The organism is Photobacterium sp. GB-56 (assembly GCF_003026105.1).
In the GTDB taxonomy this organism is placed as follows: Bacteria; Pseudomonadota; Gammaproteobacteria; order Enterobacterales; family Vibrionaceae; genus Photobacterium.
On the sequence record NZ_PYNW01000016.1, the window covers coordinates 40,258 to 57,782 of the forward strand.

The 17,525-nt window shown below is 42.6% G+C and carries 13 protein-coding genes; 3 read left to right on the forward strand and 10 right to left on the reverse strand.

Annotation, left to right across the window (positions count from 1 at the left end):
* Positions 1-53 precede the first annotated feature (53 nt).
* The 5 genes from C9J42_RS17605 to C9J42_RS17625 form a co-directional block, all read right to left on the reverse strand.
* Complete coding sequence (locus C9J42_RS17605) at positions 54-533, reverse strand: DUF2489 domain-containing protein (RefSeq protein ID WP_107207791.1); 480 nt, start codon at positions 531-533, stop codon at positions 54-56.
* A gap of 3 nt (positions 534-536) precedes the next feature.
* On the reverse strand, positions 537-1,082 hold the full coding sequence (gene yihI, locus C9J42_RS17610) for a Der GTPase-activating protein YihI (RefSeq protein WP_045084567.1): 546 nt from the start codon (positions 1,080-1,082) through the stop codon (positions 537-539).
* Positions 1,082-1,723 carry a class I SAM-dependent methyltransferase gene (locus C9J42_RS17615; RefSeq protein ID WP_107207792.1) on the reverse strand — a complete coding sequence of 214 codons (642 nt, stop codon included), beginning with the start codon at positions 1,721-1,723 and terminating at the stop codon, positions 1,082-1,084. Before C9J42_RS17615 ends, yihI begins: the two co-directional genes overlap by 1 nt.
* A 704-nt stretch (positions 1,724-2,427) precedes the next feature.
* Positions 2,428-2,655 (reverse strand): hypothetical protein, encoded by a 228-nt coding sequence (locus C9J42_RS21460; protein ID WP_146144307.1) that lies wholly within the window; start codon positions 2,653-2,655, stop codon positions 2,428-2,430.
* A gap of 16 nt (positions 2,656-2,671) precedes the next feature.
* Positions 2,672-3,295 carry a cytochrome c gene (locus C9J42_RS17625; RefSeq protein ID WP_107261169.1) on the reverse strand — a complete coding sequence of 208 codons (624 nt, stop codon included), beginning with the start codon at positions 3,293-3,295 and terminating at the stop codon, positions 2,672-2,674.
* Positions 3,296-3,452: 157 nt separating this feature from the next.
* Here C9J42_RS17625 and yihA point away from each other — a divergent pair, with 157 nt between their 5' ends.
* The gene (gene yihA, locus C9J42_RS17630) at positions 3,453-4,127 is read left to right on the forward strand and encodes a ribosome biogenesis GTP-binding protein YihA/YsxC (protein ID WP_105061451.1); all 675 of its coding nucleotides are present in this window, start codon (positions 3,453-3,455) and stop codon (positions 4,125-4,127) included.
* Positions 4,128-5,078: 951 nt separating this feature from the next.
* On the opposite strand, the gene polA is transcribed toward yihA, so the two are convergent.
* From polA to recQ, 4 genes are all read right to left on the reverse strand, one after another.
* Positions 5,079-7,850, reverse strand: a complete 2,772-nt coding sequence (gene polA / locus C9J42_RS17635; protein WP_107261172.1) for a DNA polymerase I — start codon at positions 7,848-7,850, stop codon at positions 5,079-5,081.
* Positions 7,851-8,814: 964 nt separating this feature from the next.
* On the reverse strand, positions 8,815-9,525 hold the full coding sequence (locus C9J42_RS17640; protein WP_107207796.1) for a 7-cyano-7-deazaguanine/7-aminomethyl-7-deazaguanine transporter: 711 nt from the start codon (positions 9,523-9,525) through the stop codon (positions 8,815-8,817).
* A gap of 134 nt (positions 9,526-9,659) precedes the next feature.
* On the reverse strand, positions 9,660-9,965 hold the full coding sequence (locus C9J42_RS17645) for a DUF3630 family protein (protein WP_107302214.1): 306 nt from the start codon (positions 9,963-9,965) through the stop codon (positions 9,660-9,662).
* Between the two features lie 328 nt (positions 9,966-10,293).
* Positions 10,294-12,144: an ATP-dependent DNA helicase RecQ gene (recQ, locus tag C9J42_RS17650; RefSeq protein WP_107207798.1), complete on the reverse strand. Its 1,851-nt coding sequence runs from the start codon at positions 12,142-12,144 to the stop codon at positions 10,294-10,296.
* Between the two features lie 204 nt (positions 12,145-12,348).
* On the opposite strand from recQ, the gene rarD reads away from it, so the two are divergent.
* On the forward strand, positions 12,349-13,254 hold the full coding sequence (rarD, locus tag C9J42_RS17655; RefSeq protein ID WP_107291118.1) for an EamA family transporter RarD: 906 nt from the start codon (positions 12,349-12,351) through the stop codon (positions 13,252-13,254).
* A 134-nt stretch (positions 13,255-13,388) separates the two neighbouring features.
* Positions 13,389-15,152 (forward strand): gamma-glutamyltransferase, encoded by a 1,764-nt coding sequence (gene ggt, locus C9J42_RS17660; protein WP_107291119.1) that lies wholly within the window; start codon positions 13,389-13,391, stop codon positions 15,150-15,152.
* A gap of 89 nt (positions 15,153-15,241) precedes the next feature.
* Here ggt and uvrD read toward each other — a convergent pair whose 3' ends face one another.
* The gene (uvrD, locus tag C9J42_RS17665) at positions 15,242-17,413 is read right to left on the reverse strand and encodes a DNA helicase II (protein ID WP_005372483.1); all 2,172 of its coding nucleotides are present in this window, start codon (positions 17,411-17,413) and stop codon (positions 15,242-15,244) included.
* Positions 17,414-17,525 lie beyond the last annotated feature (112 nt).

A 17,525-nucleotide genomic window follows, 5' to 3' on the forward strand; every position in this document is an offset into this window, starting at 1 on the left:
CAGTCATCGCCTAATCAGATTAGACGATGACTGTAATCGTTCAGATCAAGTCATTAAGACTTCGTAGACAGGATGGCATCCAGTTCGATCGCAATAGCTTCTTGTAATCGAGTTTCAGCCTTCATTCGCTCCAGATCAAAGCGCATTCGAGCACGTTTCTCTGTTTGTTGACGCGCTTCACCGCGAGGCATATCTTTTACTACCTCATACAGCTCTGTAATTGCTGGATAAGTGGCTGCAAAATCAACACTCTTATCAGCCTGTAGCGCTTCCATCAACTTATACAAACGAATCGCCGCTTCAGACAAATCACATTGTCCTTGCTTGGTCGCTGCGGCAATCACATAAACGCTCTCTAAAATCGTATTATTACGCGTTTCTATCGCCTCTTTTTGCTGTTGTTCAGCACGGGCTAAAAAAACTTTATGGCGTTGATTTTGTTGGTATAGCTTAACAAGTAGCGTGCCCGCATAAATACCAAGCGCGGTTACAATTGTGCCACCAATAACAAGCAGAAGCGTCAAATCCTGCAACGGTTACTCCTTACCGAATTTATCTAAATCCATCTTTTCAAATTGATCGAGTAAATCATCATCAGACTTAACCGCTGGGCGGTACTCATCTTCCTCGAACAATTCAACTTCATCTTCTTCCATCAAACCAAGCTGCTTCATAAGCTGCTCAATACGATCAAGTTTTTGGTCGACTTGTTTCTGTAAGCCTGCACCTAACTTTTCACCAGCATCTAAGCGATCAAGAAGAACCATCAGCTGCGCATCATTTTCAAGCATTGCTAATTCTTGCTCTGCTGACATACGGCGTTGCTGTTTGGTCATTGGCTTTTTCGGCTCAACAATCAAAGGAATTGGTTTTTTACTACCAAGACGTGGGTCTTTTTTCTGCGCGGCATTACGCTGCTTAGTTTCTTCAACGGCAGAATGGCGACTACCAGTTTTTAAGCCTTTACGCTTTTTCGCTTTCTGGCGCTGGCGAGATTCGATCTCTAATTGGTTCGGCGTTTTATCGCGGTATACCGCTGGGCCTTCAGAGCCAATCTTACGGCCTCTTTTTTTACGGGTCATTACTGGGTTTTCCTCAGCAAAATCACATCATTTCCAACAAACTCAACTTCTAAGCCATCACGTTGCGCTAAAAAGCGGAACGTATCGCGACTAAAGAAACTAACGTGGGTTGGATCGTTCTTGTAATGCCAACGTGTAAACGCTTCGGCATCGGTTGCTAGCTTTGTCATCAACCCCAGCCATCCGCCAGGTTTAATCATACTCAGCAGCAGCCCCCATTCCTTCGCAGGCTGATTAAAATGTTCTATGGCTTCGGTACACGTAACAAAGTCATATTGACGCGTTAATACACTAGGATCAGGTGCAAAATATGGATCATAAATCGCCATATTATATCCCATTTCGTCCAACATAATGGAAAGTGTTGGACCAGGACCGCTGCCAAAGTCTAAACCATCTAATGGCCCAGCCGGTAAACGTTCCACTAATGGTGTCGCTAAACGACCTAAAAATTGGCGATAACCCATATCATCTGGATTATTTTGATGTTGATCATAAACCGCTTTTTCTTGTTCTGGCGATAACTGAGCCTCAGGATCAGCAAAAATTAACGCGCATTGCTGACAACGAAAATAGCAGCGATTTTTATCTTCAACAAATACTCCATGCTGTTCACTATGGCACAGTGGACATGGCTGCATGATCACTTCTCCGGTGTTGCCGATTATTAGCAAAATCGGAACTGGTGTAAAATCGAGCGGGCTATTCTATACCCAATCGCGGTCAAGATGTAGTTTTGCCGACAAATTGTGCAAGTTTATCTGTAAATACGATAATGATAGATAAAAGATCAACAAGTTAACTTGTTTATAATGCAGATAGAAAAAGAGGGGAAAAGAAAAAAGCGATAGGCTTGCACCTATCGCTCTATATGTAAGCCACTGGCTTATATTCTGTCTAGTCATCCTAACTAGCGTGTAACGTCCCGGTTAAGCAACGTTCCCTTTGTTATTAGTGCTTTCCTTGCGAACTTGTTGTTCGTCATCATCCTGATGAGTTTTACTCTTCCGTGTCCTGTCCATAGTAATTCAACTCGTCCTGAGTTGGCGTTCCATTTCGCTTACTATCATCCTGATAATAATGCCACCATCCTTGTGAGCACGTTATCCATAACGTACCACTTATTGCGACGACATCATGTCGTTGCAAAATCTTATCCGTAAGTGTCTTCCTGACAATCCAATACGCTTCTTGCGTCAACCCTAGTCATCCTAACTAGACGTCCTGTGATCCTTTGAGCTCCTGCTCATGCCATCCTAGCGTTTCCATCCCTTGTCGCTTTCCCTGTCGACACGAGATAATTTACAGTAACCAAAAACTGAAACAATGTACCGATATCACACTTTTAAAAGCACAAACCACCAAAAAAACGCAAACCATTGTTATTGAAGGATAATGTATTTTTATCTGCAAAATTTCGAGCTAAAACAACCCTCACAAATGGCAGATCTCTTACAAGCTGTTGAGCAAATAAGACAGAAGTAAAAATAGTCTTGCTGAATGAAGCACTAAAAGATATAAAACGATAACTATCAGGCAATAAAAAAGCAGCCTTTAGGCTGCTTTTTTTCAATTCGGATCAAGCGATTTTAGTGCAAGCCGCCGACATATTGTGACAACGCATTAATTTCATCATCACTTAATTTTGCAGCAACCGAACGCATCATCGCGTTCATATCATTAGCACGGACACCTGAACGGAACTCTTCCAGTTGAAGTTTTACGTATTCTGCATTTTGACCAGAGATCTTAGGGAATCCAGATAAGCTCGTACCGTTGCCACGAGGACCATGACACGCAATACAGGCAGCAATACCACGTTCAGTATCGCCAAAACGATAAAGTTGTTGCGCGACTTCAACGGATTCTTTGGGGGAAGTATTATCTGAGATAGGCAGAGAAGCATAATATACTGCGATATCTGCGATATCTTGATCAGAAAGGGCCATGGCCATTCCTCCCATAACAGGATTATTACGTCCCTGTTTTCCGCCGGTAGCCATTGCCTGTTTGTATTCTTTTAATTGCTTTTCAAGATATTTAGGATGCTGTCCAGCAAGCTTCGGGGATTGCTGCATCAACGCTGCATTGCCATCTGTACCATGGCAGGCGGCACACGTTATAGCTTTCAGTTTACCTGCTTCGATGTTGCCTTCTTCAGCCGTGGTCGAATAACTAGCAAGAAGGCTTAATATTAATATTAATTTCTTCATGACATTCCGTTTATAATTATAGGGCTTCCACTACCACAAGTAATGCTCACTTACATAGTATACAATACGATCACAAACCAAGCTCGGTTTCACATATTTTACACATCTTCACATAAAAGCAATCAGTCGACTACATGAAGACTGGACGGAGTTAACAGTGAATCAACCTCTCAACTACAGAAATACAAGTTTTATCACAAGTGCGCCAGATATTCGTCACTTGCCGCAAGATGCAGGCGTTGAGATTGCATTTGCTGGTCGCTCTAACGCGGGCAAGTCGAGTGCGCTAAACCGCTTAACCGATCAAAAAGGGTTAGCGCGTACTTCAAAAACGCCTGGTCGTACTCAACTGATCAATATGTTTGAAGTGGTTCAAGGCTGTAACCTTATCGATTTACCGGGTTATGGTTTTGCACAAGTCCCTCTTGAAATGAAATTAAAATGGCAGAAGTCGCTAGGAGAATACCTTCAGCGTCGTGAGTGCTTACAAGGCCTTGTGGTATTGATGGATATCCGTCATCCGATGAAAGATCTTGACCAACAAATGATTAATTGGGCACTTGAAAGCCGTTTACCTGTGCTGGTCTTACTGACTAAAGCAGACAAGCTAAAAAGTGGTGCTCGTAAAGCACAGGTGCTAAAAATCCGCCAAATGACTAAAGAGTTAGAAGGTGACGTACAAGTTGAAGCTTTCTCTTCGTTAAAAGGTATTGGCGTCGATCAAGTTCGCCGTAAATTGGATGAGTGGTACGCACCAGAGCTAGAGCGCCAACGTGTGCTTGCCGGTGGTGATGATGCTTTCCCTGAGCAAGTAGAAGAAGACAACGAGTAAAATACGTTGTTTATATAGCTCTAAGGATTGGAGCTATAAAAGTTCCCCACCATCTCGGTGGGGCAAATTAAGAGAGAAACAGGAGGTATTTTAGTTTTGTGCAACAAACAATAATGATTTCCACTCTTAGTGCAATCCCTTCCCTTTATATGACTCAACTTACATGTTTTTTTGCGACTCTCGACCATATTCCCCTCTGAATTCCGATATAAATATTGCTTACCCGCCTCTACTTAGTACATTATTTTCTTAACAAAATAACAACATAAAATGTTAATAAACCATGTTTAGTTCTGGAAGTTTATTACAACCACATTTAACCAAAAAAAGAGCAAAAAAAAACCACTCCCAATAGTGTAGGAATGGTTATTTCATGGATTTGTTGAACGGCTGATAATGTCATCAGCACTGACAGCAAATATGAACAAGAAGCTGTTTTTAGTATAGCGACTGTTTTTATTTTTTAAAGTATTTACTCTAAAAAAATAACAACTAAAAAGAAAATTTAAGAGAAAAAGGCGAACAAATAAGCCAAAAAGATCAAATAGACCAATGAACGACCATAATTTGATTAGTAATTAGCTAAATAGAGAGAAACGAAAAAGAAAGAAATAATCAACAGACAACAAAGAAAGGTATAAACGGAGAGAAAAAATTTTCGAGCGCACAATAAAAAACGCCCCGGTCCAAAGTGAGACCAGGGCGGCTGAATCAGCCAAATCCAATAACGTGAAACAAAAGGTCTGAAAGATAGAACATCTTACCTCTGTACCCTACACCTGTAACTGTATATCAAACGTGCAGTTTTTGGAACCCCTAAATGTAGTTTTTTTTCACTTTGTTGTAAGTAAATTTTACATATTGGTTTTTATTTGTCGCTTATTTTTAACAAAAAAAATAGCCAGCATCGTGCTGACTATTTATTATTATTCTTATTATTACCAATAAAAATTAGTGCGCTTGATCCCAGTTATCACCGTAACCAGTATCTGCGATAAGCGGTACATCCAGCGTCGCTGCTTGTTCCATTAATGCTTTAACTGATGCAGTTACCGCTTCAAGTGCTGATTCTTTCACTTCAAACACTAATTCATCGTGTACTTGCATTAATAAACGCACATCGCCTTCCGGTTGTTGTTGCACCCAACCATCAACCGCAATCATCGCCAACTTGATGATATCAGCTGCGGTTCCTTGCATTGGCGCATTGATTGCTGCACGCTCCGCTGCTTTTCGACGTAAACCATTACGTGATTTAATGTCTGGTAGATATAAGCGACGACCAAAGAGCGTTTCAACATAACCTTGCTCTGAAGCCGCATTACGCGTGCTTTCCATGTATTCTAAAACACCTGGATAACGCTCAAAATACACATTCATGTAGTTTTGTGCTTCATTACGTCCCATATCTAGCTGCTTCGCCAAACCAAATGCACTCATGCCATAGATCAAACCGAAGTTGATCGCTTTAGCACGGCGACGTTGCTCACTACTTACCTGCTCAATATCTAAGCCAAGGATTTCAGCGGCCGTTGCGGCGTGGATATCTTTACCATGACGGAAAGCATCTAATAATGCTTTATCACCGGATAAATGCGCCATAATACGTAATTCAATTTGAGAGTAATCGACCGCTAAGATCTTATACCCGCTTTGTGCGACAAACGCTTGGCGAATACGACGACCTTCTTCATTACGTACTGGAATATTCTGCAAATTTGGATCGCTTGATGATAGACGTCCGGTTGCAGTCACGGCTTGATGGTAAGAAGTATGCACTCGACCCGTTGCAGGATTCACCATCTTAGGCAACTTATCGGTGTAAGTAGATTTCAGTTTTGCAAGTCCACGATATTCTAAGAGTAACTTAGGCAGTGGGTAATCAAGCGCCAGCTCTTGCAATACTTCTTCATTGGTTGACGGTGTACCAGATGGCGTTTTCTTTAAAACAGGTAATCCCATTTTTTCAAATAGGATCGCTTGAAGCTGTTTTGGCGAGCTTAAATTAAATTCTTGCTCCGCAATTTCAAACGCTTTTTTCTCAATTTCATCAAGTCGAGCAGCGATCTCTGTTGATTGTGCGCCAAGCAACATACTGTCGACATAAACACCCGTGCGCTCCATACGTGAAAGTACTGGCACTAATGGCATTTCGATAGTTTCAAAGACATGCTTAAGTTTGTCGTCAGCTTCTACTTTAGGATACAACGTATTGTGCAAACGCAAAGTAATGTCAGCATCTTCAGCAGCATAAGGGCCCGCTTGCTCTAAATCGATTTGATTGAACGTTAGCTGCTTTTTACCTTTACCTGCAACTTCTTCAAAGCTGATATTCTTATGCTCTAAATAACGTAGGGCAAGGCTATCCATATCATGACGCCCAACAACGCTATTAAATACATAAGATTCAAGCATGGTATCGAACACAATACCCTGCATTTCAATGCCATAACGAGCAACAATACTGGCATCAAACTTAAGGTTTTGGCCAATTTTCGCTTGTTTTGGATCTTCAAGTAACGGTTTTAACTGCTCAAGTACCCAATCACGGTCAAGCTGCGCTGGCGCATCAAGATAATCGTGAGCCACAGGGACGTAAGCCGCTTTACCTTCTTCAATCGCAAAAGACACACCGACGACATTCGCCGTCATGTAATCTAAACCATCGGTTTCGGTATCAAAGGCAAACGCCTCTGCCGCTTTTAATTGTTCAAGCCATGTTGCAAAACTTTCTTTATCTAAAACCGTTTCATACCCACTACGATCAATCGTTGGTGCAACGACTTTTTTTTCAGCTGGCACATCACCTGATTTTTCGTCAGCAACAATACGGCCATCACTTCCATCAAGCATTTCAGTTAACCAACGACGGAACTGTAACTTACCAAACAGCTCGGTGAGAGCATCTGTATCTGGTACGCCCTTACGCAGTTCATCAGGTGTTACATCTAGTTCAACATCCAATTTGATGGTGGCAAGCTTATATGACATGTAAGCCGCTTCTTTATTATCAATCAGCTTTTTCGCCATGGTTTTTGAACCACGGAAACCGAGAGCAGCAATATCATCTAAATTATCGTATAAGGCATCTAACCCACCGATACCGGTAAGCAATGCTTTTGCTGTTTTCTCACCAACCCCAGGCACACCTGGAATGTTATCCACTTTATCGCCCATCAGAGCAAGGTAGTCGATGATCAATTCAGGACCAATCCCAAACTTATCCACAACACCAGCGGGATCCATCACAACATCAGTCATGGTATTGATCAAAGTAACATTTTGATCCACCAGCTGCGCCATATCTTTATCACCTGTACTGATAAGTACTGGCATACCTTGTTGTGATGCTTGTGTGGATAACGTGCCAATCACATCATCAGCTTCAACCCCAGAGATCGCGATCAATGGTAGCCCCATCGCTTTGATCACCGCATGCAATGGTTCGATCTGACTGCGAAGATCGTCCGGCATCGGTGGACGATTGGCTTTATATTCAGGATACATATCATCACGGAAGGTTTTCCCTTTCGCATCAAAGATCACTGCGATATGTTCGGTTGAAAATTGACGTAACATGCTACGTAGCATGTTTACAACACCATAAATTGCGCCCGTCGGCTCACCGTCAGAATTAGTGAAATTCGGTGCAGCATGGTAAGCGCGATACAGGTAAGAGGATCCATCAATCAGGATCAATGGATTTTCTGGAATAGTTGCCATAGGGTTATTCTTATATCCAAGCGTTTGTCGTTCAGGTTAGTAGCTCTATTATCGACCATATTAGGCGTTGAGCGACAGGAAAAATGCAATAACCATAGAATGCCACGCCCTGTCGCAAGTGTTAACCAATGTTTTATTCTATTCTCACTTTTTCTGTGGATAACTTTGTTAGTATTTAATTTACGCCAGTTGATCGTTTTTTGGGTAATTTGACAAATAAGAAACTATTACAAACACAATCAACAACTTAGCCATGAACCTTGATTTCGATCCTCGATCCCTATTTGATCATTAATTGTGGAAAACCTCATAGTGATAAAGCCAAATGCGGTAATAACATCATAAAAATCAGACGATTTGTTTAGTATCAAAACCAAAAATAACTAAATTGCGGTAATTTTAGCCACTTATACACTATTTAATGGCAGAGATACCTATCAGTGAAAATTTATCTTCGATAAAAAACTAAAGCATAGAAAGTTGATCTCTTTTTTATCTTAATAGTGATCAATAAAGACGCTTCGATCGTGGCACAGCAAAATCACACATAAAGACTATGCCATCGTGAATGCAATAGAAAAAAATAAACGGCTTAACGATAACGGATCAATGGAAGATAAGAATAGACTAGACAGATCTTAAAAAAGAAAAAGCGACGCTACGATGAGTAGCGTCGCTCAGCAGAAGTGGTGTTCGGTTATTAGCCCTACACTAATAACACGCAACCGGAGCTGTAGTACACTGGAAGCAATGTGAGCAATGTCGTGCCATCAAGACGATATGATTATGTTCCATCCCTATCGCCTGAGTGCATGTTAATAATAACCATTCTCACTTGAGATGCAAGTATTTTATTGAGAATAATTGTCATTTGACACGATATTTTTTAACCAGTGTCTTCACTGTATAAAAAAACCGATCTTAGGATCGGTTTCTTCTTTAACCCTTATCACTAGTAACAAAACTATTGATTAGTCTTTGCCGCCACTAACGTTTGCGGTGGTAACGTTGTCAGCTTATCAATTAAGTAATTAAGTAATACGCCATAAATAGGCACAAATAGTCCGAGACTAATAATTAACTTAAAGCTGTAATCCACCAACGCAATTTCCGTCCAATTTGCTGCCATAAACGGATCGGGACTGTGGTAAAACGCTATACCAAAGAACGCAATGGTATCAATCGCATTACCAAAAATAGTGGAGGCCGTAGGGGCTATCCACCATTGTTTTAATTGGCGTAGGCGGTTGAATACCGACACATCTAAAATTTGCCCTAGCAAGTAAGCCATAAAACTGGCAATCGCAATACGAGCAACAAACAGATTAAATTCCGTTAAATGTCCTAGCCCTTGGTATTCGCCTTGGAAGAACAAGACCGATAATAAATACGATACGAGCAGTGCAGGCATCATGACACGGAAAATAATTTTACGCGCCATTCCAGCCCCAAAAATACGCACGGTAAGATCGGTAGCTAAAAAGATAAACGGAAAAGTAAACGCTCCCCAGGTGGTGTGATAACCAAATACGGTAAAAGGTAACTGCACTAAATAGTTACTCGATGCAATTACGAGTAAATGAAATAGCACTAAATAACCTAGGGCTTTACGTTGCTGTTGTGGAGTAAAAGAGGGTGAAGCTATAGCATTAGATTGAGATAAAGCAGTCGTCATGTGAGACCTTTTTGTCAATGGGGGGAGGGAACCCAAACATACTTTGCTGCCAGCGTTTTATCGCCAACAACGACCAGGTCGGCGATTATACAGAAACCAGCTTGCTTGCCTAGCTTTTGATCTTACCTGCGAGATTAATTTAATAAGCTCGCAATAAAAGTGAGTGTTTCTTCATCGTCATCACTCATGGCTTCAAGCCATAACGCACCGCTGTAATGCTCACCTTTTAACAGCAAACGACAACCTTCAAAATCAATCAACCAAATATGTAGATCTGCATTACTCTCTTTCTCTACCATCTTAGCATCAATGGCGAGTAAGAAAGATTCTGCGATCGTATCAAAACTATCGAAATCAAATACCGGGCTTTTAATCGATAAAAAACGTGCGTCGCGATCAAACTGACGAATACCGAATACGTGACTTATTACTGCTGTCATCATGACTCCTATTTATTGCTTTAAATAGCGGGCTTCAATCCTTGTTATCCCTTGATGTAACCAAGTGTTAATTAGCATTACAAAGGTTAAAGTTGCTCTAGTATTCCACTTATCATCGTGGTCTTATTGGGCAGCTGCTGGAGTACGTTATCGCGAGTCCCGTCGCATAACCTAGCAGCTCGGTGAAATGAATATTCCACCAAAAATACGCAAGCTGTTTTGTCGTGACCAAACACCCTATTAAGGCTGTTTCTTTAACGCATTCTAGCCGGGCTTACCATGAGCCCGGTTTTTTTATATCTATACTCAACTTGCTAGATTCGATATTTTAATGCGGCTCTTCAATTGCCAATAAATGATCACGGATCAAGCCTAAAAAAACCTCTCCGTATTTTTCTAGTTTACGCTGACCCACCCCGTTCACCGCAAGAAAGTCGCCATTTGACGTCGGTAATCGCTCTGCCATTTCCATTAAGCTAGCATCGTTAAACACCACATAAGGCGGTAGATCTTCTTCATCAGCAATCGCTTTTCGCAATTTACGTAACTTAGCAAACAATTTTTTATCGTACTGGCGATTCGCGAGTTTATTCACTTTCATGTTACGGGCAATATTATCCAGTCGCGGAACTGCAAGTTCTAAACCAATCTCAGCACGTAATAGTGGGCGGGCTTTTTCTGTTAATTGCAGTACGGAATTACGGCTAATATTCTGGGTTAAGTACCCCAAATGAATTAACTGGCGTAATACACTCACCCAATATTCATGGCTGTATTCACGCCCAATACCATAAGTACTTAATTTATCATGTCCATGCTCGCGGATTCGTTGGTTTTGCATCCCACGAAGCACTTCAACGATATAGGTAATACCGAAACTTTGGTTAACACGGTAGACACAAGACAAGGCTTTTTGCGCCACTTCGACCGCATTAAAACGCTGCGGCGGATCTAAACACACATCGCAATTACCACATGGCTCATCACGGTGCTCACCAAAGTAATGCAACAATACCTGACGACGACAAGTTTGTGCTTCAGCAAACGCGCCCATCGCATGCAGTTTATGACGCTCGACGTCCTTTTGCTGCCCTTCTTCTTTTTCATCTAAACAACGGCGAAGCCATGCTAAATCTGAAGGATCGTATAACATTACCGCTTCAGCAGGTAAACCATCACGCCCTGCTCGACCTGTTTCTTGGTAATAAGATTCAATGTTACGAGGAATATCAAAATGCACGACATAACGCACATTGGGTTTATTGATCCCCATACCAAAGGCAACAGTGGCAACCACGATATGAATATCATCCCGTTGAAACGCCTCTTGAACATTGGCTCGCTCAACATGATCTAACCCCGCATGATAGGCCTCTGCACGTATGCCTTTATCTCGCAGTTTTTCACTGATCTGTTCTACTTTCTTACGACTATTGCAATAAATAATGCCGCACTGCCCACGCATACCTTCAACATAGCGAATAATTTGTGTTAACGGTTTATGTTTTTCCCACAAAATATAACGAATATTCGGGCGATCAAAACTGCCTAGATACTCATGAGGACTCTGCAATCCTAGGCGGCTAACAATATCATGGCGGGTTGTTTCATCTGCCGTGGCAGTTAATGCCATTATCGGTAGGTTTTCAAACGACTGCTTCAATCGTCCGAGAGCGGCATATTCTGGTCTAAAATCATGTCCCCATTGGGAGATACAATGCGCTTCATCAACCGCGACCATCGCCAGCGGTACGTCACGTAAACGATCAATAAAATCATACGTTAATACGCGCTCTGGCGAGACATAGACTAGCTTTACAGTCGCATCTTTCATCGCATCAAACACGGCGAGGATCTCATCACGTTCCATCGTCGAATTGATATAGGCGGCAGCAACACCATTGGCTTTAAGTTGATCGACCTGATCTTTCATCAATGAAATAAGCGGTGAAATAACCAGCGTGATCCCTTCTTTTAATAAGGCAGGGATCTGATAACACAATGACTTACCACCACCCGTTGGCATAATCACCAAGCAATCTTCGTCACGATTGACGGCATCAATCACATCCAGTTGACCTACACGAAATTGCTGATAACCGAAAATTTCCTGTAAAACAGACTCGCTCGTAGATGCTGATAATGCAGAACTGGGTCCATGATGGCAGACGGATGACATGATAAGTCTCTTGGCTAAACGGGGCGTTCATTCTATACCTAAAGCCCCCTTTGATGCGAGGTAGTAACTTGGCTATCAATTAAAAACTCGATGCTCTGGTTTTCCATCATCTTTTCAGCAATAAAATAAATACTGGTATATCAAGCAATCTTGTTTATATACTGCTATAGAATAAAAGTTAACCAATGTTAGATTTGGAGTTTCATGGAAGATAACAACAATCTCGCTAAGCGTGGGATCATTCTCGCTATTTCTGCCTATACCATGTGGGGAATAGCGCCGATCTACTTCAAATCCATTACCAGCGTTCCTCCGCTCGAAATACTGAGTCATCGCGTGATTTGGTCGTTCTTCTTCCTTGCACTCATTATTGCATTCAGCCGCCAGTGGGTGCGTGTCAAAGCCGTTCTCACTCAACCGAAAACGCTTTTCCTACTCACAATATCTGCGTTACTTGTCGGTTGTAATTGGCTTATTTTCATCTGGGCGGTCAATAACAATCATCTTTTAGATGCCAGTTTAGGCTACTACATTAATCCACTGTTAAATGTGCTACTCGGCATGTTGTTACTGGGTGAGAGGTTACGTCGCTTACAGTGGGCGGCAGTTTTAATCGCTGCGATCGGTGTTATTGCCGAGCTCATTCAATTTGGGTCATTACCTTGGATTGCCTTTGCACTTGCGACCAGCTTTGGGTTTTATGGCCTATTACGAAAAAAAATCAATATTGATGCTCAAACTGGCTTATTTATTGAAACCTTTGTGTTGTTACCGTTAGCCGCTATTTATCTCTTTTTTATCAGTAGCAGCCCAACGGCTAACCTGACGGATAATTCCTTCAATCTCAATTTACTGTTAGTCGCTGCCGGTATTGTCACTACCTTGCCTTTACTGTGTTTTACCGGTGCCGCAACGAAATTAAAGCTGTCTACCTTAGGTTTTCTACAATATATCGGCCCTAGTTTGATGTTCATATTAGCGACTTTTATTTATCAAGAGCCGTTTAAATTAGAACATGGCATTACCTTTGGCTGTATTTGGTTGGCGCTGTTGTTATTTAGTATTGATGGGATCCGATCTCATCAACAATCATCGAATAATAAAAATTAGCGACGAGCTTGTTTGCTTTTAGATAATCATTCGACATGTATGATAGAACTCTCATTTTTATTATCTAACTCAAGCAAATAAAAGTATAAAATAGCGTTCAGTTAACGACATTACTCCACTCATAAGGATTGAAGATGCCAAGGTTCACCTCCGCTACAGCCTTTTTATTGAGTGTTTGTTGTTTTTCATTTCCAGCATTAGCCAATGAAGTTCAACAAGCCTCTGATCACATTGAACCTGAGCCGAGTACTAACCAACAATCACAACCGTTGGTTTCAGGTAAAGAGTGGATGATCGCCACGGCCAATCCTTATGCCAGTCAAGCAGGAGCTGATATTTTACGTCAGGGTGGCAGTGCTGTTGATGCAATGATCACCGCGCAACTAATATTAGGCTTAGTTGAGCCACAATCATCAGGGATCGGTGGTGGTGGATTTTTGGTGTATTGGGATAATGACAATAACCAAATGACGACATTTGATGGTCGAGAAACAGCCCCTTTTGCTGTGACTCCCCGTTTGTTTCAAGACAATCAAGGTCAGCCGCTAAAATTCTATGATGCCGTTGTCGGTGGACGATCTGTCGGTACACCGGGTACGATTAAACTGCTATGGCGTAGTCATCAGCAATACGGAAAATTGCCATGGAAAACGCTGTTTCTTCCTGCGATCAAATTAGCCAAAGAAGGGTTCATCGTCAGCCCTCGGCTTGCTGCAATGGTTGAGAACGATGCAGAAAATCTTCGTCGCTACCCTACGACTAAAGCCTACTTTTTTGACTCACAAGGCAAACCACTTCAAGCAGGAAGTAAGTTAGTTAATAACGCTTATTCAAATACCTTACGTCAAATTGCTGATTATGGCCCAAGAGCCTTTTATCAAGGCGATATTGCACGAGATATTGTTAATACCGTCCAAAACGCAGAAGGTAATCCTGGGGTATTAAACACGATGGATCTCGCCAGCTACAGCGTTAAACAACGTGAGCCTATTTGTGCCCCCTACCGTCAATATCAAATTTGTGGAATGGGGCCACCCAGCTCTGGCGCATTAACCTTGGGGCAAATATTGGCCATGCTCAATCATTATCCCTTGGATAAGCTCGGTGCCGATAACGTCAAAAGTTGGCAGTTAATTGGTGATGCCTCGCGTTTAGCTTTTGCTGATCGCGGTCGCTATATGGCAGACAGTGATTATGTGCCAATGCCTGTTCGTGGCTTACTCGATCCGAACTACCTTGCCGAGCGTGCTAAATTACTCGAGGGAAATAAAGCATTACCCCAAGTAAAACCGGGAATGCCACCTTGGAATCATGCCAATAACCGCGCCAGTGATGAAGCGATCGAACTGCCTTCCACCAGCCATTTATCGATTGTAGATAAAGAAGGTAATGTGGTCTCACTCACCTCGACGATTGAAAACAGTTTTGGTTCACGGTTAATGGTCAGGGGATTTCTACTCAATAATGAATTAACGGACTTTTCATTCCGCAGCCAAATTGAGGGAGTTCCTGTTGCTAACCGAATAGAGCCAGGTAAACGACCTCGCTCGTCAATGACACCCACGATTGTGATGAAAAACAACCAGCCAGTGCTAACCATCGGCTCACCCGGAGGAAGTCAGATCATTGGTTATCTTGCAAAAACCTTAGTCGCGTATATTGATTGGGGGATGGATTTACAACAAGCGATCAACTTACCGAATATGAATAATCGCTTCGGTACCTTTGAACTTGAAAAAAACACGCCCGCGGCAGAGTGGGCGCCAAAGCTTGAGAAGCTGGGCTATAAAATCCAAATCAAAGATCTGAATTCAGGTATTCAAGCGATAAGTATTGCGCCAAATCAGCTTATTGGGGCAGCCGATCCTCGTCGAGAAGGTAAAGTGATCAGCCAATAACCGCGTGCTAATACACCGATAAAAACAAAAAGCCCAGCACTCAAAAGATGATTGCTGGGCTTTATTGTTACAATTAAAAACGCATACTATTACATTGGTGTAAGCTTGGCGTACTGAGTCACCAACCACTTAATGCCTTCACCATTAAACGCCACCTGCACACGGCTTTGCGCGCCACTGCCTTCAAAGTTAATGATGGTGCCTTCACCAAATTTTGGATGTTCAACACGCTGACCTAGGTTAAAACCTGTCTCATTAAAGTTGTTATTCACCTGTGTTTGGCTAAAACGACCACTGCTTGCCGGACGTGACACTTGCGCTTTCATGCGGACTTCTTCGACGAACTGGTCGGGAATTTCGCGGATAAAGCGTGAAGGTTTGTGGAAGTTATCTTTACCGTATAAACGACGCATTTCAGCATACGTGATATACAGTTTTTGCATTGCACGGGTCATCCCCACGTAACACAAACGACGCTCTTCTTCTAAACGTCCCACTTCCTCTGTGGTACGTGAGCTAGGGAACATCCCCTCTTCTACACCCACCATAAATACTACCGGGAATTCTAGACCTTTAGCACTGTGCATCGTCATCAGCTGCACCGCATCTTCAAAGTCATCCGCCTGACCATCACCGGCTTCTAATGCCGCATGGGCTAAGAAGGCCGCCAGTGGCGTCATGCTTTCTGCTTCTTCTGGGATTTCAAACTGGCGAGTTGCTGTGACCAATTCTTCTAAGTTTTCAATACGCGCTTGGGCTTTTTCGCCTTTTTCTTGCTCGTACATTGCACGTAAACCGGAATTTCGAATGACTTCATCGGTCTGCTGATACATTGGCAAGTCGGCGGTATCGTCTTCAAGCGCATTAATCAGCTCGATAAAACGACGTAATGAATTCGCCGCACGACCTGCTAAAACTTGCTCTTCAAGCAAGGCAATACTCGATTGCCACATAGTTAAACCACGATCGCGAGCAGCTAAACGAATCGTCTCTAACGTGCGATCGCCCAAACCACGCGTCGGGGTATTTACCACACGCTCAAACGAGGCATCATCATTACGATTGGAGATTAAACGCATATAAGACAACGCATCTTTTATCTCTTGGCGCTCGAAGAATCGCATACCACCGTAGATACGGTACGGCAGTCCAGCTTGAATTAATGCTTCTTCTAATACGCGAGATTGGGCATTACTACGGTACAAGAAAGCCGTTTCGTTTAGGCTGCCACCTTGATCGCGCCATTCTTTGATTTTACCCACCGCAAAACGTGCTTCATCGAGCTCGTTAAACGCAGAATAAAGCGAAATCGGCTCACCTTCACCGCCGTCAGTCCAAAGTTTCTTGCCCATACGCTCGTTGTTATTGGCAATCAACTCATTGGCAGCATTTAGAATATTGCCGGTCGAACGGTAGTTTTGTTCAAGGAAAATCGACGACGCATCTTTAAATTCATTTAAGAAACGCTGAATATTTTCAATTTTTGCCCCACGCCAACCATAAATAGACTGGTCGTCATCACCTACGATCATCACATGGCAATCAGGTCCCGCCATTAAGCGTAACCATGCAAACTGAATGCTGTTGGTATCTTGGAACTCGTCAACCAGAATGTGCTTAAAGCGTGCTTGGTAATGTTCACGGATATGCTTGTTATCGCGCAATAACTCATAAGATCGCAGCAATAGTTCAGCAAAATCGACCATACCCGCACGATCGCACGCTTCTTGGTAAGCGGTGTAAATACGCAGCCAAGTTTGTTCTACAGGATCGCTATAGGTTTCAACGTGTTTAGGACGTAAGCCTTCATCTTTCTTGGCATTGATATACCAAGCAGCCTGACGAGCGGGCCAATGCTTTTCATCTAGATTCTGCGCTTTGATCAAGCGACGCAATAAACGCATCTGATCATCAGAATCCAAAATATTAAAATCTTCCGGCAAACGCGCATCAAGGTAGTGGGCACGAAGCATGCGGTGACATAGTCCGTGGAACGTACCATTCCACATCCCCGCACTTGAGCCGTGCATTAACTCATTAATACGCCCACGCATTTCTGCGGCCGCTTTGTTGGTAAAGGTCACCGACATAATCGAATACGGTGATGCTTGCTCTACCGATAACAACCAAGCAATGCGATGAACCAGCACTCGTGTCTTACCACTACCGGCGCCAGCCAGTACGAGGTGGTTACCCAACGGCGCTGCCACCGCTTCTCTTTGTTTATCATTGAGCCCGTCTAATAGGAGTGAAACGTCCATCGCTATCTACTGGTTATTTATACAATGGTGATGATTATAACAGCACGAAAAAAGATTGCCTCGATATCTTCATCTTTCCTTGGTGCAGAAAATTGTTTTAATTTTAATCATT